Here is a 23,598-nt window from a genome sequence, read left to right as displayed (position 1 = left end):
CATGCCTGCTAAGGGTCCGCGCGCCGCCAAGCCAGCCTCAAAATGGCTCACCATCGTCGGCATCGGCGAGGACGGTGTAGCGGGTCTCGGCGACGAGGCCAAGCAGCGGATTGCCGAGGCCGAGATCGTCTTCGGCGGCAAGCGGCATCTCAGCCTTGTCGCATCGCTGGCCAAGGGCGAAGCGCGCCCGTGGCCGACGCCATTCGATGCCGAAATGCGCGACGTGCTGGCGCTCAAGAGCAAAAAAATCTGCGTGCTCGCGTCCGGCGACCCGTTTTTCCATGGTGTCGGCGTCACGCTGGCCCGCAAGGTCAAGCCGGAGCAAATGCTCGTCCTGCCGGCGCCCTCGTCTCTGTCGCTGGCCGCCTCCCGTCTCGGCTGGGCCTTGCAGGACGTCGAGACCATCTCGCTGCACGGCCATTCGATCGACCTGATCCGGCCCCTGCTTCATCCCGGTGCGCGCATCCTGGCGCTCACTTCCGACGCCGACGCGCCGGCGGCTATCGCCGCACTGCTCGACGAACTTGGTTTCGGCCCTTCGCGCTTGACGGTCCTCGAAGCGCTCGGCGGTATGGATGAGGCGCTTCGGATCTCCCGCGCCGATGCCTTCGATCTCGAAAACATCAACCCGCTCAATGTGCTGGCGCTCAAAATTCGATCGACGCCGGATGCGCGCATCCTGCCTCTGACCGTCGGCCTTGCCGATCATCTGTTCGAGCATGACGGCCAGATCACCAAGCGCGAGATCCGCGCCATCACACTGTCGGCGCTGGCGCCACGGCGCGGCGAGCTGCTGTGGGATATCGGCGCCGGTTCCGGCTCGATCGGCATCGAGTGGATGCTGGTTCATTCCTCTCTGCGCGCCATCGCCATCGAAGCCAACAGCGAGCGCGCCGCCCGCATCCACCGCAACGCCGCGCATTGCGGCGTGCCCGGTCTCGTCGTGGTCGAAGGCGCCGCGCCTAAGGCATTCGCCAAGCTCGAAACGCCCGATGCCATCTTCATCGGCGGCGGCGGCAGCGATGCCGGCGTGCTGGAGAAGGCGATCAAGGCGCTGCGTCCCGGCGGCCGGCTGGTCGCCAATGCGGTAACGCTGGAGATGGAGATGCTGCTGCTCGACCAGCACAACAGGCGTGGCGGCGACCTCACCCGAATTGCGCTCTCGCGCGCGGCGCCTGTCGGCTCGATGCAGGCATGGCGTCCGGCCATGCCGATCACGCAGTGGAGCTGGGTGAAACCATGATGGTCGCGGGCATCGGCAGCCGCAAAGGTGTGAGCGTCGAAGAAGTGCTGGCGGCGATCGAGACCGCGCTCGAAGCGCATGGCCTGACCATAACGGCATTGTCCGCCTTGGCGACAACCGAATTCAAACGCAACGAAGAAGCCATTTTTGCTGCCGGTCGTAGGCTCAGCCTCCCGGTGATAGTGGTGGATGCCGCTGGCTCCGAACCACCGCTCCCCCTCACCCAGCCTCCGCTTCGCTCGGCTGACCTCTCCCCGAGGGGAGAGGAGGCTACCAGCGCTGGCGCCAGTCTCTTCTCCCCACCGGGGAGAAGGTGGCCCGAAGGGCCGGATGAGGGGGCCGCCTCACGCAACCTTTCGCAAGAACTCGCCGGCACACCGTCGGTTTCGGAGGCGTCGGCCCTCGCGGTTGCCGGGGCCGGCGCGAGACTGCTCGGGCCCCGCACGGTGCTCGGTCCGGTCACCTGCGCCATCGCCATCAGCGGAGATGCGCCATGACGGTCCATTTCATCGGCGCCGGCCCGGGCGCGGCCGACCTCATCACCTTGCGCGGCAGCCGGCTGCTCGCATCTTGCCCGGTCTGCCTCTATGCCGGCTCGATCGTCGCGCCGGAGCTGCTCGAGCATTGCGCGCCAGGCACCAAATTGATCGACACCGCGCCGATGTCGCTCGACGAGATCGAGGCCGAATATCTCGCCGCGCACAAGGCCGGGCACGACGTCTCCCGTCTGCATTCCGGCGACCTTTCGGTGTGGAGCGCGGTGGCCGAACAGATCAGGCGGCTGGAAAAGCACGGCATCCCCTACACGCTGACACCTGGCGTGCCCTCCTTCGCGGCGGCGGCGGCCGCACTTCGCCGCGAGCTCACCATTCCCGAGCTCGCGCAAAGCCTGGTGCTGACCCGCGTCTCCGGCCGCGCCTCGAAAATGCCGCCGGGCGAGACGCTGGCCGGCTTCGGCCGCACCGGCGCCACGCTTGCCATTCATCTTGCCATCCATGCCATCGACCGCATAGTCGCGGATCTGACGCCGCTCTACGGCGCCGAATGCCCGGTCGCGGTCGTTTTTCGCGCCTCCTGGCCGGACGAGCGCATTCTGACCGGCACGCTGGGCACCATCGAAGCACAGCTGGCGGAAAACCCGATGGAGCGCACGGCGATCATCTTCGTCGGCAGCGCGCTCGCAGCGCAGGATTTCGGCGAAAGCTCATTGTACGACGCCCACTACCAGCGGCGTTTTCGCGGACGGGACGGATTGTGAACGGCAGCGCCAATACGAACGGACGGGCAAATGTGGAGCAGGCGCTGGCGCGGCTGAACTTCAAGCCGCGCGAGCTTGAGCCCGGCCATGTCTGGCTGGCCGGCGCCGGCCCCGGCGACCCCGGCTGCCTGACGCTGGAGGTGCTGGCCGCGCTCGGGCAATGCGACGCGCTGGTCTATGACGCGCTGGTCTCGCCCGACGTCGTGGCGGTCGCTCAAGGTGCCGAGCTTTTCTACGCCGGTAAACGCGGCGGCCAGCCCTCGATGAAGCAGGACGACATCAACGCCCTTCTCGTGCGCCTGGCGCGCGAAGGCCGCCGTGTCGTGCGCTTGAAGGGCGGCGATCCTTATATTTTCGGCCGCGGCGGCGAAGAGGCTCTGGCGCTCGCCGGCGAAGAAATTCCGTTCCGGGTGCTCTCCGGCCTCACCTCGGGCCTCAGCGCGCTGGCCGCCACCGGCATTCCGGCCACCATGCGCGGCATCAACAAGGCGGTCATCCTCGCCACCGGCCACGCGGCGGGCACTGATGACGACATAGACTGGGCCGCGCTCGCCCGCACCGGACAGCCGGTCGTCATCTATATGGGCATGGCCAATCTGCCGGTCATCGCGGCAAAGCTGCTCAGTGGCGGCCTAGCGCCGTCGACCCCGGCCGCCGTGATCGTCGCGGCGACCACGCCGCAGGAGCGCATCGTCGTCGCCACGCTCACCACCATCGCTGAGGAGGCCGCGGCCGCCGGGCTCGCTTCGCCGGCGCTGATCGTGGTCGGCGGCATCGTCGCCATGCGCGCGGCACTGGCGGGCGAGGCATGACGGCGCGCGCGATCATCGTCGGCGCGCCGCGCTCCGGCTCGGGCAAGACCAGCGTCACGATCGGCCTGCTGCGCGCATTGGCCCGACGCGGCCTGAAGGTGCGCGGCGCGAAGTCCGGACCGGATTATATCGACCCGGGCTTCCACGCCGCCGCGACCGGCCTGTCCGGCGTCAACCTCGACAGCTGGGCGATGTCGCCGTCCTTGCTCAACGCGCTGGCGGCCCAGGCCGCGGGCGACGCCGAATACATCATTCTCGAAAGCGCGATGGGCCTGTTCGACGGCATCCCCGCGCCGGAAGGCCGCTCCGGCTCGGCCGCCGATCTCGCCCGGCTCTACGGCCTGCCTGTGTTCCTGGTGCTCGACGTTTCCGGCCAATCGACCACGGCGGCGGCGGTGGCCAAGGGTTTCGCGACCTATGACCCGGATGTCCGCATGGCAGGCGTCGTGCTCAACCGGCTCGGCAGCGAACGCCATCGCCGCCTGTCCGGCGACGCTATCGAGGCGATCGGCCTGCCCGTGGTCGGCGCCATCCTGCGCGATCCGACACTCAACCTGCCGGAGCGGCATCTCGGCCTCGTCCAGGCCGGCGAATACGAGAACCTGATGGCGCATCTCGACCGGCTGGCCGACATGGTCGAGAAGTCGCTCGACATCGACGCCATCCTGGCGCTGGCATGCCCGCTGGAGCCGGCGGCCGGCGACTTCAGCGATGCCTTGCAGCCGCCCGGGCAGCGCATCGCGCTGGCGGAAGACGCGGCCTTCACCTTCCTCTATCCGCATGTCGCCACGCATTGGCGCAAGGCAGGCGCCGAGATCGTGCCCTTCTCGCCGCTCGCCGACGAGGCGCCCCCACAGGGCTGTGACGTCTGCTGGCTGCCGGGCGGCTATCCCGAACTGCATGCCGGAAAACTTGCGGCCGCGACCAACTTCCAAGCCGGAATGGCGCGGTTCGCGGCGACGAAGCCGGTTCACGGCGAGTGCGGCGGCTTCATGGTGCTGGGCGAAGTGCTGGAAGACGCGGACGGCGAGAGCCACAAGATGCTTGGCCTGCTCGGACATTCGACCAGCTTCGCCAAACGCAAGATGAATCTCGGCTATCGCGAGGCGCGGCTGCGCGCCGCCTGTCCGTTGGGACCGGAGGGTACGCTGATCCGCGGTCACGAATTCCACTACGCGCAGATGCTTGCTGCCGGCAATGACGAGCCCTTGGCCGATCTCGCCGACGGCCAGGGCAATCCGCTCGGCGCCTCCGGCTACTGGCGCGGCCATGTCAGCGGCACCTTCTTCCATGCCATTGCGAGGGGCGCATGAGCGGCCCTTCCGCGCCCCGGCAAGTGCTTGACGATATCGGCCTCAGTCTCGTCTTCTTCACCAGATTGAGGTTACCCTCGAGCGACTTCGGCGGCCGCAGCCTGGCGGATGCGATCTGGGCAGCGCCCTTCGCCGGTCTTGCGGTGGCGATCATCGGCGCGCTTGTCTATGCGATCGCCGCCGTCTTCGGCCTCGCCACAGCACCGGCCGCGGCGCTCACGCTCGCCGCGACGATGCTCGTCACCGGCTGCCTGCACGAGGACGGGCTTTCCGATATCGCCGATGGTTTTTGGGGCGGCAGGACGCGCGACAGGAAGCTGGAGATCATGCGCGACAGCCGCATCGGCGCCTATGGCGCCGCCGCGCTTGGGCTGTCGCTGCTCATCCGCTGGAGCGCGCTTTCCGAACTCGCCGGTCCGGGCCACGTGTTCCTGGCGCTGCTTGCTGCGCATGCCGGCTCGCGTGGCCTGTTCGGCGCCTTCATGCATCTTCTGCCGCCGGCACGCAGCGACGGCCTGTCGGCGGGCGCCGGCACCGTCACCACCGAAACCGCAGTCATCGGCGCCGCGCTCGGCGCGGTGGCGCTGCTGGCGCTCGGCCTTGGCGGCGCGATCGCGGCGCTGATCCTGCTCGGCCTGGTCTTCATGGCGTTCCGCGCGCTTTGCCTCAGCCAGATCGGCGGCCAGACCGGCGACACGATCGGCGCGCTGCAGCAGCTCGGCGAGATCGCCGTGCTGCTCGTCGCATCCGTCTGCCTTTCCTGATTCACTTTCGGAGACCTTGCCCCCATGAGCTTCAAATCCCTCGAAGACCTTCGCGCCGCCTGCCTTGACCTCCCCACCGGCAGCGATGCGGCCGCCAGCGCCGTCGCGAGGCGCCAGGACACGCTGACCAAGCCGCAGGGCAGTCTCGGACGGCTGGAAACGATCGCTGCCTGGCTCGGCCGCTGGCAGGCCCGCGACATGCCGAAACTCGACCATGTGAAGGTCGTCGTCTTCGCCGGCAATCACGGCGTCACCGCGCAGGGCGTGTCGGCCTATCCTTCGGAAGTCACCGTACAGATGGTGGCGAACTTCGCCGGCGGCGGCGCGGCCATCAACCAGCTTGCCCGCATGGCCGGCGCCAAGCTCGACGTCATCCCGCTCGATCTCGACCATCCGACCGGCGATTTCACGATAGTGCCGGCGATGGACGAAAAGGCGTTCCTCGCCGCCGTCTCGGCCGGCTACGACACGGTGACCAAGGATCTTGACCTCGTCTGCTTCGGCGAGATGGGCATCGGCAACACGACGCCGGCGGCCGCGATCTCGACGGCGCTTTTCGGTGGCGGCGCGGAAAAATGGACCGGCCGCGGCACCGGCGTCGACGATGCCGGGCTGCTGCGCAAGGTCGTGGCCATCGAGACCGGCCTCAAGCGCCATGCCGATGCGCTCTCCGACCCGCTGAAGATCGCTGCCGCCCTTGGCGGGCGCGAGCTGGCGGCAATCCTCGGCGCCACGCTCGCCGCGCGCAAGAACAACGTGCCGGTGCTGCTTGACGGCTTCGTCTGCACCGCGGCCGCAGCACCGCTGGCCAGGCTGCATCCGACCGGGCTAGCCCACACAATCGCGGCCCATGTCTCGGCCGAAGCCGGCCACCGCCGCCTGCTCGAGGCGCTCGGCCTGCCGCCGCTGCTCGATCTCGGCATGCGGCTCGGCGAAGGCTCCGGCGCCTGCCTTGCCGTCAACATCGTGCGTTCGGCACTGGAATGCCACGCGAAGATGGCGAGCTTTGCCGAGGCCGGCGTTTCTGAAAAATAAAATCGGTCGAAATTTCAACACTGTTGAAACATCGAAATAACGTCATCTTGATTATTCCATGAGACGTAGAAGTCTCACGGGAGATCATTCGATGTATTTCAAGTATCTAATATCTGCTGCGATTCTTGTTGTCGCAGCTTCGCCGGCCGTATCTCAGGACCAATATGTTCGGCCGCTCCGTCCGGGCGAAGACGGCTCGGCCAGGATCCAATCGTCCATCTCGATGACCTTTCCGGTCAAGGATGACGACGACGCTGCCGCTCAGCAGCAAGTCGCGCTTCGCTCCTTCTACAAAGTGGCGGCCGGCAGTTGCGCGATGGTGCTCGAGACCGTCGCCGACACATGCGAACTTGCCGGCATGAGCACCAATCTCAATGCCAGGGACCGCAACATCGGCGGTTACGGCGGATCGCAGCTCACGGTGAGCGGCCAGATCACGATGAAGGTCAGGTTCAAGTCGAGCCTCAGCAAGACGGCACAATAGGCGCCGCTGCGGCTTCGTTGTTTTCATGAGAAGATTTGGTGGGTGTGCACAGGATCGAACTGTGGACCCGCTGATTAAGAGTCAGCTGCTCTACCAACTGAGCTACACACCCACACCGCCGGAAAACTCAGCGTCGGCGGCGCATATAGCCGCCGCTTTCGGCTGTGTCTAGGCCCTGCCGGATCATTTCCCGACAAATCGTCACGGCATGATCCCGAAAAGTGGATTCCGGTTTTCGGAAAAAGATCATGCCTGCCCAAGAAGCCCGCAGGTGTCACACGAATAGCTTGCCTTCAGCCACCTTGACCGCATGGCCGCCAATGCGTGCGGATGCCAGTTTTCCAGCTTCGACATTGAGCTCGAGCCGGATGCGCGACGGCCGGCCCATTTCCAGCCCCTGCTCGATCCAGAGCTGCGAGATGCCGTCGGTCGGGGCGTCGAAATGCATGACGGCGCCGGCAAAGGCGGCCGCGGCCGAACCGGTCGCCGGATCCTCATAGGACGGCGTGCCGGGCACGATCATGCGGACATGGAAGGCGCTGTCGTGATGGACCCGCTCGCGGCAATAGACATAGGGGCTGGCGAAGGCCCATTCGCTCTTGCGCGGCGCCAATTCCGACCACGCCTGGTTGTCGAGCCGGATCTTGGCGGCCTCCCCCAGCCCGGCAACGGGAATCGTCACATAAGGCACGCCGGCCGACCAGAAGGCGACGCGGTGATTCTCGAAGCCGATCTCGTGCGGGGCAAGGCCGAGCGCGGCGCCGATCGCGTCGGGGTCAGCCTTGAGCTCCAGCGGTTCCGGCAATTTCGCCAGGTCGAACTCGGCGAAGGTCGAGCCGTCATGCTTGCTCACCGCGCAGCGCACCGGCCCGATATTCTCCTCCAGCACGAAGATGCCGGTCGCCTCGCCGGCGAGTTCGGCCAGCGCGATCGCCGAGCCGACCGTCGGATGGCCTGCGAAAGGCATTTCATAGTCGGGCGTGAAGATGCGTATGCGGTTGCGATGCTTCGGATTGTCGGGAGGCAGCACGAACACCGTCTCGGACAGATTGAATTCGCGCGCGATCGCCTGCATGCCGCCAGTGTCGAGCCCATCGCTGTCGAGCACCACCGCAAGCGGATTTCCGGCCAGCCCTTCGGTAGTAAACACATCGTAAAGCAAGTAATTGCGCGCCATGGAGAAAACCTTTCGCCTCGCCCCGAATTTCTGCCTCAATCCCAACATGAGGGAAATTTAATTTGAAATTCGAACCTTAAGGCCTGATTTGTGGACGGATCAGGGACATCCATTTTCAGCATAGGGGTCCGGCGTGGACCAGCTTGTCAATCCGCCAAACGCGGAATCCGGTACTTCCATAGAGGCAGCGCTCGGGCTCGACCGCAAGGGCGTAAGCCGCAAGCGTCGCCGCTTCTGGTTCTACGCGCTGCTGACGATGGCGATCATCGCGGCCGGCATTGCCGTCTATCGGTCGTATGCCGCAGCACCTCCCAGGATCGAATACACCACCGTGCCCGCGGCGATCGCCGACCTCACCGTCGCGGTATCGGCCACCGGCACGCTGCAGCCGCTGACCCAGGTCGATATCTCCAGCGAGCTTTCCGGCATCGTCCGATCGGTCGCGGTCAACGAGAATCAGCAGGTCAAGAGGGGCGACGTGCTGGCGAGGCTCGACACCGCCAAGCTCGAAGTCCAGATCGAGCGCGCCACCGCCTCCGCCATGGCGGCGGCAGCCGCCGTCGAGAACGCCAAGGTTACCTTGCAGGAGAACGAGAACGCGGTTGTGCGCGCAAGCGCGCTGACCAAGCGCGGCATGGCGACGGACCAGTCGCTCGAAGCGGCGACCGCAACGCGCGATCGCTCGAAGGCGGCGCTCGACAGCGCCGAAGCCAATCTCGCCATTGCTCAGGCCGATCTCAAGGCGCAGCAGACCGATCTCGCCAAGAGCACCATCTATGCGCCGATCGACGGCATCGTGCTGACGCGCTCGGTCGATCCCGGCCAGACGGTCGCGTCCTCGCTGCAGGCACCCGTGCTCTTCGTCATCGCCGCCGACCTTCGCAACATGGAATTGCAGGCTGCGGTCGACGAGGCCGATATCGGCGAGGTCAAGCCCGGCCAGCATGCCCGCTTCACCGTCGACGCTTTCCCGGACCGCCCGTTCGACGCCGAGATCCGCGACATCTCCTATGCCTCGGTCACCACCGACGGCGTTGTCACCTATAAAGCGCGGCTTGAAGTCGACAATGGCGAGCTGCTCTTGCGGCCCGGCATGACGGCGACCGTCTCGGTCGTCACCCGGCAGGCCAAAGGCGTGCTTACCGTCCCGTCGACCGCCTTCCGCTACCGCCCGATGCAACAGCAGGCACGCGGCTGGAGCCTGCGCGACCTCTTCACCGGCCGAATGGGCCGCCCCAACCGGCAAGCCGAGGCAACGAAGGCGCCGACCGACGGCTCGCGCACGCTTTATGTGCTGGAGAACGGCCGGCCGCATCCGGTCAATGTCAGAATCGGCTCGACCGACGGCGAGTTGACCGAGATCACATCCGGCCTCGATGAGGGCGCTGAGATCGTCACCGGCGCGCAGCAGCGGAGCTGACGAAATGTCGGCTCCTCTTCTCATCAGTTTCGACAAGGTCTGGAAGAGCTACGGCGAGGGCGAGGCCCGCGTGCACGCGCTGGCCGGCGTCGATCTCGCCATCCGCAGAAGTGAATTCGTCGCCATCATGGGTCCTTCCGGCTCGGGCAAGTCGACGGCGATGAACATCATCGGCTGCCTCGACACGCCGACGGCCGGAACCTACTGTTTCATGGGCATCGATGCGGGCCGCCTCGACCGCAACCGCCGCGCGCTTTTGCGCAACCTCTATGTCGGCTTCGTCTTCCAGGGCTACAATCTGCTGCCGCGCACCACCGCGGCGGAAAATGTCGAGCTGCCGCTGATCTATCGCGGCGTTGCCGCGCGCGAGCGCCGCGATCTCGCCATGCAGGCGCTGGCCGAGGTCGGACTTGTCGGGCGCGAGCACCACACGCCGGCCGAGCTTTCCGGCGGCCAGCAGCAGCGCGTGGCGATCGCCCGCGCCATCGTCACCAGGCCGACGCTGCTCGTTGCCGACGAGCCAACCGGCAATCTCGACACGGCGCGCACGCACGAGATCATGGAGCTGCTGACCAGGCTCAATGCGGAGCTCGGGCTCTCCATCGTCATGGTCACGCATGAGGCCGACGTCGCGAACTATGCCGGCCGCACCATCCGTTTCCTCGACGGCCATGTCGCCTCCGACACCTTAGCGGAGCAAGCGGCATGATCTGGGAGACCGTGCGCCTCTCGCTGCGCTCAATCCGCCGCAACGTATTGCGCTCGTTCCTGACCCTGCTTGGCATCGTCATCGGCGTCGCGGCCGTCATCGCCATGCTCACCATCGGCTCCGGCACGACGGAGAAGGTCAAGGCCGATATTTCCAAGCTCGGCAGCAACCTGCTTGTCGTTCGCGCCGGCCGCCCGGCGGGCCCCGGCGGACCGGGAGGGCTCGACCAGGCGGTGCGGCCGCTGGCCGAAAAGGATGTCGCCGCGCTCGTCGCGCATCTGAGCGGCGCGCGCGCGATTTCGCCGGCCTCGCAAAAGCAGGTCCGCGTCATCTTCGGCACCGAAAGCCTGACCTCGGGCGTGACCGGCACCGACAGCGCCTATCTCGACGCCCGCGACTGGAAACTGGTGTCCGGACGATCCTTCAGCGATTCCGAAACGCGCGCCGGCGCGGGTGTGTGCCTGATCGGCGAAACCGTGCGCCAGCAATTCTTCGGCGCCGGCGATCCGGAGGGCGAGATCATCCGCGTCAACCGCACCTCCTGCAAGATCATCGGCCTGCTCGAGCCCAAGGGCTATACCGGCTTCGGCCAGGACCAGGACAATGTCGTGCTGATGCCGCTGCACGCCTTTCAACGGCGCATCGCCGGCAACCGCGACATCGACAACATCTATATCGCCGCCGACGACCGCACCCCGACCTCCGAGCTACAGCCGCGCGTCGAGGACATTTTGCGCGACACACGCCGTATCACGCCCGACCGCGATCCCGATTTCGCCATCCGCGACATGACCCAGATCGCCGATGCGATGACCAGCGCCACCACCACAATGACCGGCATGCTGGGCGCCGTCGCCGGCGTCAGCCTGCTGGTCGGCGGCATCGGCATCATGAACATCATGCTGGTCTCGGTCACCGAACGCACGCGCGAGATCGGCATCAGGCTGGCCATCGGCGCGCATGAAAAACATATCCTCATCCAATTCCTGGTCGAGGCGACGGTGCTGTCGCTCTTTGGCGGTATCATCGGCATCCTGACCGGGCTTTCGCTGGCCGGCCTTGCCTCGATGACGCTGACTATACCGTTCGCGCCAAGCCCCGCCGTCATCGTGCTCGCCGTCGGCTTCTCGGCGCTGATCGGCATGGTGTTCGGGTTCTTCCCGGCGCTGCGCGGCGCCAGGCTCGACCCGATCGACGCGCTGCGGCACGAATAGTCAGAGGCAGCGTTCTGCAGCTGTGCCCCCCGATCTTGCGGTGACGAAGCGCTGAAAGAGCAGACGGGTGCTGCTAACGATCGCCGGCGAAATGCCACTCGACCAGCGGCTTCATGTGCGGCATCAGGCCGTCGGGCAGATCGGCGGCATTGCGGATGATGACCGGCCCTTCGATCTCCGGCTCTGTCTCGGCGGCGACGAAGGCACTGATGCGGCGCGCCAGCTCGTCAGCCGGCTCGGCCACCCGGTAGCGGCGGAAGATCACCGTGCCGCTTGCCATCGATAGCGCGTGATAGCGCTGTCCGCGCTCGGCCGCGGAAAGATCGAGCCCGGTCTCCTCTCTCACCTCGCGGATCATGTTGAAGTCGACATCGGCCAGCCCGTCGCGGAAATCGATCGGCTCGAACGAGCCTGCCGCGAAATAGACGCGGCCGGCATTGACCGTATGCGGCCCCATGCGGATCGCGACCAGCGCATTGTCGCCGGCGACCAGCACGGCATGCGCGTAGGCGTGCTCGGCGCCGGAATTCTCGCGCCGCTTGCGCCACAGCATGAAGGTCGAATAGTTCACCGCATGGCAGCGGCCGACGAGGCGGCCGTCGCGGTAGGCAAGCTCGGAAAGCAGCACCACGGCGCCGTCGAACAATGCCGGATTGGCGGCGATCTCCCGCCGCCAGTTCTCGGCGATGGCTGCCGCATTGCTCAGCGCGAAGGGATGCGGGCCGGGATCGAGGCGGACATCGACCGCATCGACCGGAAGAATGACGTTGCGCGGCAGGTCGAAGCTCAACAGCGTCATGCCATGTCCAGTGTGATCGCCACCGGGCAGTGGTCCGACGCTTTCGGCCTGTCCCAGCCCGCGCGCGGGAAACGTTCGACCTCCTGTCCGGGCGGAAAGATGGTGCGCCAGGGCTGGCCATTGCGGATGATGTCGGGAACGGCGGTGGCATTCTTCGCGGCCAGCGCCTTCGACAGCAGGATATAATCGAGTTGGCAAAGATGCCGCTCCTCCGGGCCGCGCGTATGGTAGAAGCTCCAGCGGTCCATCTCCGGACGCCGCTCGACAACATTCTCGCAAAAGCCCCCTGCGGTGAGCACATCGGTCGAGGACCGGGCTTCGTCGATGACCTTGAAATGATAGCCGTCGATGGCGTCGCCATCGATCTTGACGCGTTGCCGGTAATCGTTCATGTCGCCGCAGATCGCCCAGCGTTTGTCGGCGGCATGGTCCTTGCCGAAACGCTCCTCGACGATGCGGCGCACGGCTTGCGCTTCCGCGATGCGCAGCGGCATCGACGCCTGGCGGCCATCCAGCCCGTTGCGCGGCGGCCCCATCGATTTGAAATGCACCAGATAGAGCGTCAACGGCACGCCGCCGACCCTCAGGTCGATCTCCAGGCAGTCGCGGCGAAAGACACGCTCATTGGCGAGATAGCCGAGCGCGGCGAGCTCCGGCGTGAACAGGCCGAACTGTTCGAAGGTGACATAGGCATGGCTGGTCATGCGCACGAAGTCGATCGGCTGCCCTTGCGCTGTTTCGTTGCGCATCATCACCGCGACATCGATGCCGCGCGTATCGTTGCCGGCGGTGGTGTATTTCTGCCGGTAGCCCTGGCCGATCATCTTGAACAGATAGCCATATTCGAAAGCCTTCAGCGCCTCGATATTGTCGACCTCCTGCATGCAGATGATGTCGGCGCGGGTGGCTGCTATGGCGAGCGCCGTCAGCTGGCGCGTGTCGTCGGACTGGGCGATGGCACGGGCCTGCTCGAGAAACCGGTATTCGGCCTCGCTCTGGATATCGAACAGCGCCAGCGTGCGGTCTTCATTGAGCTGGTTGCGATAGCCCGAGAAATCGAACCTGCTCATCAGGTTCTCGACGTTGAAGGTGGCAAGCCGCAGCGACATGGCCGTGACCTTTGCCCGCAAGCGGGGACGAAAACAAGAGCCAGGCGCGATACTCGTTATGGTTGATGGAACCTTTCCGTTCATCCTCCGTTCAGACGGAAAGTTCCAACAATGGGCCTCTTCCCGAGTTGTGCTGGGCGTGGGGCCTTTGCTCCTTGGAGAGTGAAATGAAACCGCTTTTTTCTTCCATGAGATCCGGCCTCCTGGTCTTGGGCCTCGTTACCGGCGTGACGGCGCCATCGGTCGCTGGACCGATCCTGCAACCCGATCTGTCGACCGCAACCAGCACGGCGGCAACCATCATACCCGTCCGCGACAGCTGGGCCGGCGGCAACGACCGGCGGGGGATGTATGATTGGCGCTGGCGGCGCGGCGGCGACTGGCGCGGCCGGGATTTCAGATGGCGCGGCGACGACTTCCGCTCTCGTCATTTCTCCCGCAACTGGGGCGGCGGCGGCGACTGGCGCTGGCGGCATCATCGCCATCATCGGGGTTTCGACAATGGTGACGCCGCCCTTCTGGGGCTGGGCCTAGGCCTGGGCCTGGGTAGCCTCGCCTACAACAACTACTACGATCCATACTATTACGACCCTTACCCGCGCTACGTTCAGCCGCGGCGCATCTACCGGACCGAGCGGCTTTCCAGGGCCCATGTCCAATGGTGCTACGACCGTTACCGGTCCTATCGGGCCTGGGACAATACGTTCCAGCCCAACTACGGCCCGCGCCGGCAGTGCATCTCGCCCTATATCTGAGCCCTTCGGCAGGAAGGATGAGACGGCGCCCTTCGCGGCGCCGTTTTATTTTGCCGAACCTGTGCCCGCCATCGGCCGATAACCCTAAATTCATCGGCGGCGGCTATTCATCCACGCCGTTGTCCCCCAATATGACGATTCGCGCGAACGGGGTGCGAGACGTGCACGCCATGGCCGAAAACGAACACAGAAACCAACACAGGCAACGCGTGCTCAAAGGCGCGGCGATCCTGACCGGCATCAACAATTCCGAGGTCAGATGCACGGTGCGCAACATGCATGCTAACGGCGCAGAGTTGAAAGTGCCGATCGATGCACGCGTGCCGGACGAATTCCTTCTCTATGTGCCGGTCGACGGCATCGGCTACAGGGCGGTGGTGCGTTGGCGCCGCGAGGACCGCATCGGCGTCGAGTTCACCGGCACCGAGCCCAAGCCGCACTGGCATTACGGCTAAATTCCCGGACCCGACCAGCTTGCTTGGCAAAGAAAGGCCGGCGGATCGCTCCGCCGGCCTATGGAATGCAACGGTGAAATCGAAGATCAGTTCTTCGCCTTGTCGACCAGCTTGTTCTTGGCGATCACCCGCGCGACCGCAGGGCGAAGCCCGAGGACGCGCAGGCAAAAAGATGTGGATCGCCTTAGTTCTTCGCCTTGTCGACGAGCTTGTTCTTGGCGATCCACGGCATCATGGCTCGCAGCTTGGCGCCGACTTCCTCGATCTGGTGGCTGTCGTTGCCACGGCGGATGCCCTTGAAGCGCGACAGGCCGGCGCGATATTCCTGCATCCATTCCGAGGTGAACTTGCCGGTCTGGATGTCCTTCAGGATGCGCTTCATCTCGGCCTTGGTCTCGGCGGTGATGATGCGCGGACCCGAGACATATTCGCCCCATTCGGCGGTGTTCGAGATCGAGTAGTTCATGTTGGCGATGCCGCCTTCATAGATCAGGTCGACGATGAGCTTCACCTCATGCAGGCACTCGAAATAGGCCATCTCCGGCGCGTAGCCGGCTTCCACCAGCGTCTCGAAACCAGCGCGGATCAACTCGACCAGGCCGCCGCACAACACCACCTGCTCGCCGAACAGGTCGGTCTCGCATTCCTCGCGGAAATTGGTCTCGATGATGCCCGAACGGCCGCCGCCGACGCCGCAGGCGTAGGAGAGCGCGAGGTCGAGCGCGTTGCCCGAAGCGTCCTGATTGACGGCCACCAGGCACGGCACGCCGCCGCCCTTCTGGTATTCGCCGCGCACCGTGTGGCCCGGGCCCTTCGGCGCGATCATGACGACGTCGACCGACGCCTTCGGCTCGATCAGGCCGAAATGCACGTTGAGGCCGTGCGCGAAGGCGATCGCGGCGCCGTCGCGGATGTTCGGCGCGATCTCGTTTTTGTAGATGTCGGCCTGCAATTCGTCGGGCGTGGCCATCATCATCAGGTCGGCCCATTTGGCGGCGTCGGCCACGGTCATCACCTTGAGCCCGTCGGCCTCGACCTTCTTGGCGGTTGCCGAGCCGGCCTTCAGGCCGATGGCGATCTCCTTGACGCCGGAATCCTTGAGGTTGAGCGCGTGCGCCCGGCCCTGGCTGCCATAGCCGATGATGGCAACCTTCTTGCCCTTGATGAGGTTCAGATCGGCGTCACGATCGTAATAGACACGCATTGTGGTCTTCCTTCCCTTTTGAAGATCAGAGGCTTTGCAGCCGGTTGTTTGCTCCGAAGAGAGCGAGAAACTGTTGCGTCGCGCGGCGGGCATCGCCGCCGATCGTCGCCCCAGTCAATTCCACCCGATCGCCGAGCAGCAGACGTATCTGCACGTCGCGGCCGACCAGGCCGAAAAAGGTCCGGAACGCCGTCTCGGCGTCCTCGAAATCGAGCAGTCCTGCCTGCCGTCCGGCTTCGAGCACAGGCTTCAGGCGCTTCGCCAAGGCAAAGCGGCCGTTCTGCAGCACGACGGCGCCGAGATCGTCCTTGCCCGAGCCGGCATGGCTGACCGCGACACGGTTGAGCGCGATCGAGGTGTCGCTGGAAATCACCTTGAGCCAGTCGGATGCGAAGCGTTCGAGGCTCGCGGTCAACGAAGCAAGGTCGAGCCCTTTGCGATCGACCGGCGCCACGCGCACTTTAGACGCCTGCCACTGCACTGTCGCCGTCAGCAGCCCGTCGCGGTCGCCGAACCATTTGTAGAGCGTTTCCTTGGAGCAGCTTGCCCGCCGCGCCACCGCGGTCATGGTCAGGTTGTCGCCCTCCTCGACCAGCAGGCGAAGCGCCGCATCCAGAACGGCCTGCTGGCGCTCGGTGAGCGTCTCGCTGTTGTCGATATCCTGCACGCTGTGCAACACGTTTGCCCTCGGCTACGTCAACAAGACCGGTGCGTACCGTACGTTACGGTTCGGTTCTATGCCGTATTGCCGGACGTCATGCAAGCCCTATTTTCCATTTCCTTGCCGGAGGGATACGATGCTGGTCGGTCTGCTCGCCCTGGCTGTGGCCGCCGCTTTCACCGGTGCCGCTGTCTATGTCAGCGTCGCGGAGCAGCCTGCGCGGCTTGGCCTCGATGACCAGGCGTTGCTGCGCGAATGGCAGCCCTCCTATAAGCGCGGCGCCGCCATGCAGGCCTCGATTGCCATGGTCGCCTGCGTTCTCGGCTTGATCGCTTGGTGGCTGACGGGCGCGTCGGCCTATCTGGCCGGTGCGCTGTTCATCATTCTGCCTTGGCCATGGACGCTGCTGGTGATGATGCCGACGAACCGGATGCTGGAGGCGATGGATGCCGAGGCCGCCAATTCTCAGGCGAGGTCATTGATCGTCAGGTGGGGCGAGATGCATCTGGTCCGTGTCGCACTGGGCGGGCTGGCGACGATCGCATTTCTATGGGCCTTGCGCCTGCCCTGAAAGCTCGTCGGCTCATGGATTTCAGTCCGTGACAGGCGGATCGCGCAGCCGCCCGAGCAACCCGGCAAGCATCTCCAGCTCTTTGGCTGACAGCCTGTCGCCCATCAGTTCCGCGATCGAGGCGCCATAGACGGCCCAGATGCGGCGGCGCATGTCCCGACCGCTTGGCGTGATGCGCACGGTCTGGCCCCGGCCGTCATCCGAAACGGGGAGCTTTTCGACGAGGCCATCCGCTTCCAGCCGGGCCAGCAGCCTTGAAACGCCGTACTGCGCCAACAGAACGCGATCGATCAGCTCGAACGGCCGCAGCCCTCCCTCGCCCGCTTCCGCCAGCTCGTGCAGCACGTCATACCAGCCTAGCGGCGGCAGCCCGCTGGCCTTCAGCGCGTCCTCGGTCTTTTCGACCAGTTGGCGCGAGACGCGCATGAGGCGCGCCCAGGCGGCGACGGCTTCGGGCGATGGGGATTTCTTCGTCATCGGCGCAGCCTAGCGGATAGATGCAAATGCATCAAGCTTGACGATCGATGCGAGTGCATCCATATAGATGCAAACGCATCGATATGGAGTTCTCCGATGAAACATGAAATCTGCAAGATCGCTGATATCCCGCAAACCGGCAGCCTGATCGCGCCGTTCTTCGGCCGCGAGGTCCATGTCTGGCGCAGCGGCGAGCGCATCCGCGCCGCGGCCAATGCCTGCCTGCATTTCGGCGGGCCGCTGGAATGCAAGGACGGCTCATTTGTCTGCCAATGGCATGGCGCGAAGTTCGACATCGCAAGCGGCGAACACCTGGAAGGCCCGGCGCCGAAGGGCTCCCGCCTGATGTTCCTGTCGACCCGCGTCGAAGACGGCGCGCTGAACTACGTCTGGGGGGAATAGATGACCGCCAGGCTCACTCTCGTCAGCCATCACCTCTGCCCCTACGTCCAGCGCGCCGCGATCTCGCTTGCCGAGAAAGGCGTGCCGTTCGAACGGGTCGATGTCGACCTTGCCAACAAGCCCGGCTGGTTCAAGGCGGTCTCGCCGCTTGGCAAGGTGCCGCTGCTGCGCGTCCGGCATGGCGACGCGCAGGAAATCATCTTCGAATCCGCCGTTATCCTCGAATTTCTCGAGGAGACGGAGGCCAATCCCTTGCACCCTGCCGATCCGCTGCTGCGGGCCAGGCATCGCGCCTGGATCGAATTCGGCTCGGCGATCCTCAATGCCATCGGCCGTTTCTATTCCGCTGCCGATGAAGCCGCTTTCCTCCATGAAAGCGCAGGCTTGTCCGGGATGTTCGCGCGTGTGGAAGCAGAACTCGCGGCAAGGCAAAGCGGTCCTTGGTTCGCCGGAGATCGTTTCTCGCTGGTCGACGCCGTCTACGGACCGGTCTTCCGCTATTTCGACACGTTCGACAGCATCGGCGATTTCGGCATTCTCGACGGCAAGCCGCTCGTCCAGGCATGGCGCGCGGCCTTGAGCAAACGCCGGTCGGTGAAGGAAGCCGTCGGCCTGGACTATCCGCAGCGGCTGCAGGCCTTCCTTCGGGCAAAGGGATCTTACCTGTCCGAGGTCATCCGGCTGCAGGCCATTGCAACTCCGCAAGCCCGATCCGCCTGAACGGATCGATTACCGTACCAGCGACCATGGCCGCAAGGAATTGCGGCCCTGGCGGAACTCTCGCCAGCGCCGCGACCACACGGTCGCGGACAAAGGGCAAGGCCGCGGAGTCCGATTGGTAGAACGGCGTCAGCGACAGCGACAGCGCCTGGAAGACGCGCACATGCCAGCGCCTCGCTTTCGCGTAGGTGTCGAGCGCGTCGTCGAGACCTTTCGCGTGCACCAGCGCATGGCTGAGCGCCGCCGCGTCGAGCAGCGCCATGTTCGCGCCTTGCCCGAGCTGCGGGCTGGTCGAATGCGCGGCATCGCCGATGACGGCAAGCCGCCGGCTGGCGGGCAGTGTCATCGTGTGGTGGCCATAACGGGCGAGCGAGAGCTGCTCGAAACTGTCGATCTGGCTGGTGAAAGCCTCGCACTCTGGCCACACAGAGACCACCCTCGCTTTCCAGGCATCGAGGCCCTTCGCCTTTATCTGTTCGGCATCGGCCGGCTTGAGGCTCCAGAAGAAGGCCGCCATCTCTTGCGCGCCGGGCTCCGGCCGGCCGATGGGCAGCACGCCGACCATGACGCTCGCCTTGTCATAGCGCTGCAGCAGCGCCCGCTTGTCAAAGCCGCCCCGCCAGCCGAGCGACGCCCAGAATGCGCCATAGGCGAGCGGCCGCGGCATGGCGGCATCGCCGAGATAGCGCCGCAGTGTTGAGCGCGCGCCGCTGGCATCGACAATGAGGTCGAAGGGTCCGAGCCGGCTGCCATTGCCGCCGACCAGCGTCGCCCGCTCGCCGACTTTCAGCGTTTCGACCTCGACATTGGTTTCGATGGCGACCGCTTCGCGCAAGGCGGCGCGGTAGAGCACCCCGAACAGCGCCGCCCGATGCACGGCGAGGCCGAAGCGGCGGCCGCGCCGCGCGTCATAACGGACTTCGAGCACCGTGCGCCCGCTGCCGGCGTCAGTGCCGTGCAGCCGCTCGATGCGGCTGCCAAGCGAAAGGATCTCGTCGAGCAGGCCGAGATCGGCGAGCACGGTCAACCCGGTCGGCTGCAGGATCAGGCCTGAGCCGACAGGTTTCGGCGTGTCGAAACGCTCGAAAATGGTGACCTTGTGTCCGGCCCGCTTGAGGTAAAGCGCTGCAGCCAGCCCGGCCGGACCAGCGCCAGCAATCGCGATCTCGTAAGACTTGCCCATCGTCCCCCAACCCGACCCTACGGGGACAATCCCGCTTGGAACGCGCCGGATCAATCGGGCGCTTTGACGCTTGTCGAGAGATCAGCCTTGGGCGGCGTCGAAGGCGGCGCGCGCATCGCGCACCGCGTCATGGTTGAGTTCGGCCCATTGAACGAGCTGTTGCAGAGGCAGGAACATCGAGCGTCCAAGATCTGTCAGGCTATATTCGACACTCGGCGGCTTGGTCGGGAATACTTCGCGGTGCACATATCCGTCCCGCTGCAGATCATGGAGCGTCTGCGTGAGCATGCGCTGCGAGATGTCGGGAACCAACCGGCGCAGCTCCCCAAAGCGATAGGGCTTCTCGGCCAGCGCCATCACCAGCAGCGAGCTCCATTTGCCGCTGATACCCTGGATCACGTCGCGGACCGGACAATCGGCGAAATTGGCGCCGTTCGTCATGGCCTTGTAGACCTCGAGCTTGGCTTTCAGATTGAAGATCTTGCTGTCCATCGCGACATCCGCTGATCGAAACTAAAGCATGTCTCCCGAAAGCGGGAACCGGTTTCAGGATAAAGACATGCGTAAAAATCAAAAACCTAAAGCGCATGGAGCGAATCTGAAAGATCGCGACGCGCTTTAGGCCGGCCGGGGTGGTTCCCTCGCAGTGCCTACCTCCCGAAAAACTGCCTTCTTTACGGCCTGCGGTCAATTCCTATTTTAGCGCTGGTCTCTTTTTGAGACCGCCAACCAGACCCGCCATTGGCAATTTTTAAGGGATACCCGATGACCGAAACCCTTCTCGTAACCGGTGCTTCCGGCCATCTTGGCCGCGCCGTCGTCAATCATCTGCTTGGCGAACGGAAAGTCGCGCCAGCCAATATCATCGCCACCACACGCAACCCGGAAAACCTCGCCGATCTGGCTGCGCGGGGCGTCGCTGTGAGAGTCGCCGACTTCGACGATAAGGCTTCGCTGGAAGAAGCGTTCACGGGCGCCGACCGGGTGCTTGTCATCTCGACCGGCGAGCTCGACCTGAAAAGCGACCGGCGCCTGAAGCAGCACCAGGCAGCGGTGGCGGCGGCAAAGGCGGCCAAGGTCTCGCACCTGCTCTACACCTCGATGCCAAATCCGGAGCCCGGCTCGCCGGTGCTGTTTGCCGGCGACCATTACGGCACCGAAGAAGCGATCAAGGCGAGCGGCATCCCCTACACCTTCTTCCGCAACGGCTGGTACCAGGAGAACCTGTTCATGTCGCTGCCGCACGCCATTGCGTCGGGCAAGTGGTACAGCTCTGCCGCCGACGGCCGCGTCGCTCACGGCGCGCGCGACGACATGGCGGCGGCCATTGCTGCCGGCCTCGCTTCCGGCTCGAAGCAGAGCGAAATCCATACGCTGACCGGCCCGCAGGCCTACACGACAAGCGAGATCGCCGCGCTGGTGAGCGAAGTCACCGGCAAGCCGCTGGAGGTCATCCAGTTGCCGGACGAGGCGCTGACCGAAGGCGTCAAGGCGGCAGGCGTTCCCGAGGACTTCGCCCGCATCATCGTCTCCTTCGATGCCAACACCCGCGCCGGCCGCATAGGCGAGGTGACCGATGCCGTCGAGAAGCTCTCAGGCCGCAAGCCGCGGACGCTGAGGCAGTTCCTCGAAGCGAACAAGGCCGCATTGCTCGGCTGAAGTCTGGCGCGCCTGGGAGGTCGTCCCCCCGGCGCGCTTCACTTCGATTTCTTGGGCATCCGAGCCGGATCGGGCTTTCACCGGTCGCGACAAGCGCGCCTTTCCGAGATGCGGTGTCCAGCCGAGGCCGGCACGGCCCATCCTCTCAGATCGCGACCTGCGTGCCAATCTCCACCACGCGTCCGGTGGGAATCTGGAAATACTCGGTCGCGTCCGACGCCGTCTTCGCCAGGCCGATAAACAGCCGGTCCTGCCAGATCGGCATGCCGGAATTGGGCGAGGCCTTCAGAGAACGACGCGACAGGAAGAAAGACGTCGTCATGATGTCGAACTTCCAGCCCTGCTTGCGGCAGATGGCCAGGGCGCGCGGAATGTTCGGCTGCTCCATGTAGCCGAAGGTCAGCGTCACGCGCATGAACAGCTCGTTGACCGTCTCCAACTTCACGCGCTCGCTGTCGGGCACGACCGGCTGCGGCGCCGTCACCACCGACAGGATCACGTTCTTTTCGTGCAGCACCTTGTAGTGCTTCAGGCTGTGCATGAGAGACGTAGGGGCGCTCAGCGGATCGCTGGTCAGGAACACGGCGGTGCCCGAGACGAGCTGCGGCTTTTTCTTCAACAGGTTCGCCGCCAGGAAATCGAGCGGAATCTCGTTGCGGCGGGTCTTGTCGAAGAGGTAGCGGCTGCCGCGCACCCAGGTCCACATGCCGAGGATGATGGCGAAGGCGACCGCGAGCGAGGCCCAGCCGCCCTCGAACACCTTGACGACGTTCGAGGCGAAGAAGCCAATGTCGATCAGGGCGAACAGCGCCGTCAGGCCGATCGCCGGCCAGATGTTCCATTTCCAGATGCGCGTCATGATGATGAACAGCAGCGTCGTCGTCACCAGCATGTTGCCGGTGACGGAAATGCCGTAGGCCGAGGCGAGCCTGCTGGATTCGCCGAAGCCAACCACCAGCAGCATCACCACCAGCGCCAGGAGCATGTTGACGCGCGGCATATAAACCTGGCCGGACTGCTTCTCCGACGTATGCAGGATTTCAAGCCGCGGCAGCATGTTGAGCTGCACCGCCTGTCTGGTCAGCGAATAGGCGCCGGAGATGACAGCCTGGCTGGCAATCACGGTCGCCGCGGTCGCAAGGACCACCATGGGGATGAGCGCCCAGCCCTCATTCATCTCGAAAAACGGGTGGCCGACCGTGCCCCCCTTGGCAAGCACATAGGCGCCCTGCCCGGCATAGTTCAAAAGCAGGCAGGGAAAAACGATCGCAAGCCAGGCCAGCACGATCGGTTTGCGGCCGAAATGGCCGAGATCGGCATAGAGCGCCTCGGCGCCGGTGACGGCTAGGAAGACGGCGCCGACCGTGACGAAAGACACGTCGGGCGAATTGATGAAGAAGGCCACGATGTAATGCGGGCTTATCGCCCACAGGATTTCCGGGTCCGAGATGATGTGCTTCAGCCCGGATATGCCGATGGCAAGGAACCATATGGCGGTGACCGGCCCGAACACCAGGCCGACACCGCCCGTGCCGAAACGCTGCACGGCAAACACGGCGGCGAGAATGAGCAATGTCAGCGGCACCACATAGGGCTGGAAGGCGGGGGTGACGACGTTCATGCCCTCGACCGCCGACAGCACCGAGATGGCCGGCGTGATGACGGCATCGCCGAAGAACAGCGACGCGCCGACGATGCCGATGCCGAGCACGATCGCCGAGCGTGTCGGAAAAGTGCCGCGCGCCAGTGCCATCAGCGACAGCACGCCGCCCTCGCCGCGGTTGTCGGCGCGCAGCACGAACATGATGTATTTTACCGTGACCGTGATGGTAAGCGACCAGATGATCAGCGACAGCACGCCGAGAATGTCGGCGCGGTTGGCCACGTCGCCGCCCGACGAGGCGTGCAGCGCCTCGCGGAAGGCGTAGATCGGGCTCGTGCCGATATCGCCGTAGACGACGCCGAGCGCCCCCAGCATCAACACCTTGGTGCTGTGCTGTTCGATCTCTGGATGGCTCGATTGGTCGACGGGTTCTGCCTCAGCACCATTGGCAAGGGCCATGGACGACACTCCGATAAAATGCGCGGTGCTCTACGCTTGCTGCAGTGCAATATCAAGTGCCCTAGCGTGAGGGCTCCCATGCCGCCGACGCACTGCTTCACTGCGTACGGAG

At 65.0% G+C, this 23,598-nt stretch carries 25 protein-coding genes, 1 tRNA gene and 2 pseudogenes; 18 read left to right on the top strand and 10 right to left on the bottom strand.

Annotated elements, in window-relative coordinates; genetic code table 11:
* Window position 1: 1 nt before the first annotated feature.
* From cbiE to FJ980_RS12335, 9 genes and pseudogenes are all read left to right on the top strand, one after another.
* Window positions 2-1,243 carry a precorrin-6y C5,15-methyltransferase (decarboxylating) subunit CbiE gene (gene cbiE / locus FJ980_RS12375; protein WP_140543164.1) on the top strand — a complete coding sequence of 414 codons (1,242 nt, stop codon included), beginning with the start codon at window positions 2-4 and terminating at the stop codon, window positions 1,241-1,243.
* A pseudogene (locus tag FJ980_RS35935) lies at window positions 1,240-1,434 on the top strand (cobalamin biosynthesis protein); the annotation flags it as partial. The gene cbiE and the pseudogene FJ980_RS35935, both read left to right, overlap by 4 nt.
* 159 nt (window positions 1,435-1,593) lie before the next feature.
* Window positions 1,594-1,740: pseudogene (locus FJ980_RS35930) on the top strand (cobalamin biosynthesis protein); the annotation flags it as partial.
* Window positions 1,737-2,501, top strand: a complete 765-nt coding sequence (cobM, locus tag FJ980_RS12360) for a precorrin-4 C(11)-methyltransferase (protein ID WP_140543163.1) — start codon at window positions 1,737-1,739, stop codon at window positions 2,499-2,501. The pseudogene FJ980_RS35930 and the gene cobM, both read left to right, overlap by 4 nt.
* Window positions 2,498-3,313 carry a uroporphyrinogen-III C-methyltransferase gene (gene cobA, locus FJ980_RS12355; protein WP_140543162.1) on the top strand — a complete coding sequence of 272 codons (816 nt, stop codon included), beginning with the start codon at window positions 2,498-2,500 and terminating at the stop codon, window positions 3,311-3,313. The genes cobM and cobA overlap by 4 nt, the downstream gene beginning before the upstream one ends.
* Complete coding sequence (locus tag FJ980_RS12350) at window positions 3,310-4,626, top strand: cobyrinate a,c-diamide synthase (protein ID WP_140543161.1); 1,317 nt, start codon at window positions 3,310-3,312, stop codon at window positions 4,624-4,626. Before cobA ends, FJ980_RS12350 begins: the two co-directional genes overlap by 4 nt.
* On the top strand, window positions 4,623-5,390 hold the full coding sequence (cobS, locus tag FJ980_RS12345) for an adenosylcobinamide-GDP ribazoletransferase (protein WP_140543160.1): 768 nt from the start codon (window positions 4,623-4,625) through the stop codon (window positions 5,388-5,390). Before FJ980_RS12350 ends, cobS begins: the two co-directional genes overlap by 4 nt.
* Window positions 5,391-5,414: 24 nt before the next feature.
* Window positions 5,415-6,425, top strand: coding sequence for a nicotinate-nucleotide--dimethylbenzimidazole phosphoribosyltransferase (cobT, locus tag FJ980_RS12340; RefSeq protein ID WP_140543159.1), 1,011 nt, complete (start codon window positions 5,415-5,417; stop codon window positions 6,423-6,425).
* 223 nt (window positions 6,426-6,648) lie between these two features.
* Entirely contained in the window at window positions 6,649-6,909 is a 261-nt protein-coding gene (locus tag FJ980_RS12335) for a hypothetical protein (protein ID WP_140543158.1), read from the top strand.
* 36 nt (window positions 6,910-6,945) lie between these two features.
* Here the strand turns inward: FJ980_RS12335 and FJ980_RS12330 are convergent.
* Both FJ980_RS12330 and FJ980_RS12325 read right to left on the bottom strand, forming a co-directional pair.
* A tRNA-Lys gene (locus FJ980_RS12330) sits at window positions 6,946-7,021 on the bottom strand.
* Window positions 7,022-7,183: 162 nt separating this feature from the next.
* Window positions 7,184-8,086, bottom strand: a complete 903-nt coding sequence (locus FJ980_RS12325; protein WP_140543157.1) for a PhzF family phenazine biosynthesis protein — start codon at window positions 8,084-8,086, stop codon at window positions 7,184-7,186.
* A 133-nt stretch (window positions 8,087-8,219) separates the two neighbouring features.
* Here FJ980_RS12325 and FJ980_RS12320 point away from each other — a divergent pair, with 133 nt between their 5' ends.
* The 3 genes from FJ980_RS12320 to FJ980_RS12310 are packed head-to-tail and all read left to right on the top strand — an operon-like array spanning window position 8,220 to window position 11,429.
* Entirely contained in the window at window positions 8,220-9,506 is a 1,287-nt protein-coding gene (locus tag FJ980_RS12320) for an efflux RND transporter periplasmic adaptor subunit (RefSeq protein WP_140543156.1), read from the top strand.
* 4 nt (window positions 9,507-9,510) lie between these two features.
* Window positions 9,511-10,215, top strand: coding sequence for an ABC transporter ATP-binding protein (locus FJ980_RS12315; RefSeq protein WP_140543155.1), 705 nt, complete (start codon window positions 9,511-9,513; stop codon window positions 10,213-10,215).
* The gene (locus FJ980_RS12310; RefSeq protein ID WP_140543154.1) at window positions 10,212-11,429 is read left to right on the top strand and encodes an ABC transporter permease; all 1,218 of its coding nucleotides are present in this window, start codon (window positions 10,212-10,214) and stop codon (window positions 11,427-11,429) included. The genes FJ980_RS12315 and FJ980_RS12310 overlap by 4 nt, the downstream gene beginning before the upstream one ends.
* Before the next feature lie 73 nt (window positions 11,430-11,502).
* Here FJ980_RS12310 and FJ980_RS12305 read toward each other — a convergent pair whose 3' ends face one another.
* Together FJ980_RS12305 and FJ980_RS12300 are read right to left on the bottom strand one after the other, a co-directional pair.
* Window positions 11,503-12,219, bottom strand: coding sequence for a hypothetical protein (locus tag FJ980_RS12305; RefSeq protein ID WP_140543169.1), 717 nt, complete (start codon window positions 12,217-12,219; stop codon window positions 11,503-11,505).
* Between the two features lie 5 nt (window positions 12,220-12,224).
* On the bottom strand, window positions 12,225-13,337 hold the full coding sequence (locus tag FJ980_RS12300) for an endonuclease/exonuclease/phosphatase family protein (RefSeq protein ID WP_140543153.1): 1,113 nt from the start codon (window positions 13,335-13,337) through the stop codon (window positions 12,225-12,227).
* Window positions 13,338-13,504: 167 nt separating this feature from the next.
* On the opposite strand from FJ980_RS12300, the gene FJ980_RS12295 reads away from it, so the two are divergent.
* Together FJ980_RS12295 and FJ980_RS12290 are read left to right on the top strand one after the other, a co-directional pair.
* Window positions 13,505-14,092 carry a BA14K family protein gene (locus FJ980_RS12295; RefSeq protein WP_140543152.1) on the top strand — a complete coding sequence of 196 codons (588 nt, stop codon included), beginning with the start codon at window positions 13,505-13,507 and terminating at the stop codon, window positions 14,090-14,092.
* A gap of 170 nt (window positions 14,093-14,262) precedes the next feature.
* Entirely contained in the window at window positions 14,263-14,547 is a 285-nt protein-coding gene (locus FJ980_RS12290) for a PilZ domain-containing protein (protein WP_140543151.1), read from the top strand.
* A gap of 184 nt (window positions 14,548-14,731) precedes the next feature.
* Here the strand turns inward: FJ980_RS12290 and ilvC are convergent, their stop codons facing one another.
* Both ilvC and FJ980_RS12280 read right to left on the bottom strand, forming a co-directional pair.
* Entirely contained in the window at window positions 14,732-15,751 is a 1,020-nt protein-coding gene (ilvC, locus tag FJ980_RS12285) for a ketol-acid reductoisomerase (RefSeq protein ID WP_140543150.1), read from the bottom strand.
* A 25-nt stretch (window positions 15,752-15,776) separates the two neighbouring features.
* A complete protein-coding gene (locus FJ980_RS12280; RefSeq protein WP_140543149.1) occupies window positions 15,777-16,430 on the bottom strand; it encodes a TetR/AcrR family transcriptional regulator in 654 nt (217 codons plus the stop codon).
* Between the two features lie 121 nt (window positions 16,431-16,551).
* Between FJ980_RS12280 and FJ980_RS12275 the strand changes: the two genes are divergently transcribed.
* Window positions 16,552-16,983: a DUF1772 domain-containing protein gene (locus tag FJ980_RS12275; protein WP_181164842.1), complete on the top strand. Its 432-nt coding sequence runs from the start codon at window positions 16,552-16,554 to the stop codon at window positions 16,981-16,983.
* A 21-nt stretch (window positions 16,984-17,004) separates the two neighbouring features.
* Here FJ980_RS12275 and FJ980_RS12270 read toward each other — a convergent pair whose 3' ends face one another.
* A complete protein-coding gene (locus tag FJ980_RS12270; RefSeq protein ID WP_140543147.1) occupies window positions 17,005-17,460 on the bottom strand; it encodes a MarR family winged helix-turn-helix transcriptional regulator in 456 nt (151 codons plus the stop codon).
* Window positions 17,461-17,556: 96 nt separating this feature from the next.
* On the opposite strand from FJ980_RS12270, the gene FJ980_RS12265 reads away from it, so the two are divergent.
* On the top strand, window positions 17,557-17,862 hold the full coding sequence (locus FJ980_RS12265) for a Rieske (2Fe-2S) protein (protein WP_140543146.1): 306 nt from the start codon (window positions 17,557-17,559) through the stop codon (window positions 17,860-17,862).
* On the top strand, window positions 17,863-18,582 hold the full coding sequence (locus FJ980_RS12260; RefSeq protein WP_140543145.1) for a glutathione S-transferase family protein: 720 nt from the start codon (window positions 17,863-17,865) through the stop codon (window positions 18,580-18,582).
* On the opposite strand, the gene FJ980_RS12255 is transcribed toward FJ980_RS12260, so the two are convergent.
* Entirely contained in the window at window positions 18,536-19,765 is a 1,230-nt protein-coding gene (locus tag FJ980_RS12255) for an NAD(P)/FAD-dependent oxidoreductase (RefSeq protein ID WP_140543144.1), read from the bottom strand. The two genes, FJ980_RS12260 and FJ980_RS12255, sit on opposite strands and share 47 nt — an antisense overlap.
* 81 nt (window positions 19,766-19,846) lie before the next feature.
* Window positions 19,847-20,257: a helix-turn-helix domain-containing protein gene (locus FJ980_RS12250; protein WP_140543143.1), complete on the bottom strand. Its 411-nt coding sequence runs from the start codon at window positions 20,255-20,257 to the stop codon at window positions 19,847-19,849.
* A 273-nt stretch (window positions 20,258-20,530) separates the two neighbouring features.
* On the opposite strand from FJ980_RS12250, the gene FJ980_RS12245 reads away from it, so the two are divergent.
* Window positions 20,531-21,424, top strand: coding sequence for an SDR family oxidoreductase (locus tag FJ980_RS12245; RefSeq protein WP_140543142.1), 894 nt, complete (start codon window positions 20,531-20,533; stop codon window positions 21,422-21,424).
* A 145-nt stretch (window positions 21,425-21,569) separates the two neighbouring features.
* Here the strand turns inward: FJ980_RS12245 and FJ980_RS12240 are convergent, their stop codons facing one another.
* Window positions 21,570-23,486 (bottom strand): potassium transporter Kup, encoded by a 1,917-nt coding sequence (locus FJ980_RS12240; RefSeq protein WP_140543141.1) that lies wholly within the window; start codon window positions 23,484-23,486, stop codon window positions 21,570-21,572.
* Between the last annotated feature and the right edge of the window lie 112 nt (window positions 23,487-23,598).

It is taken from the genome of Mesorhizobium sp. B1-1-5 (assembly GCF_006443065.1).
Classification (GTDB): domain Bacteria; phylum Pseudomonadota; class Alphaproteobacteria; order Rhizobiales; family Rhizobiaceae; genus Mesorhizobium.
The sequence above is the reverse complement of the archived record's forward strand: the minus strand, read 5'-3'. Positions and strand labels throughout refer to the sequence as shown.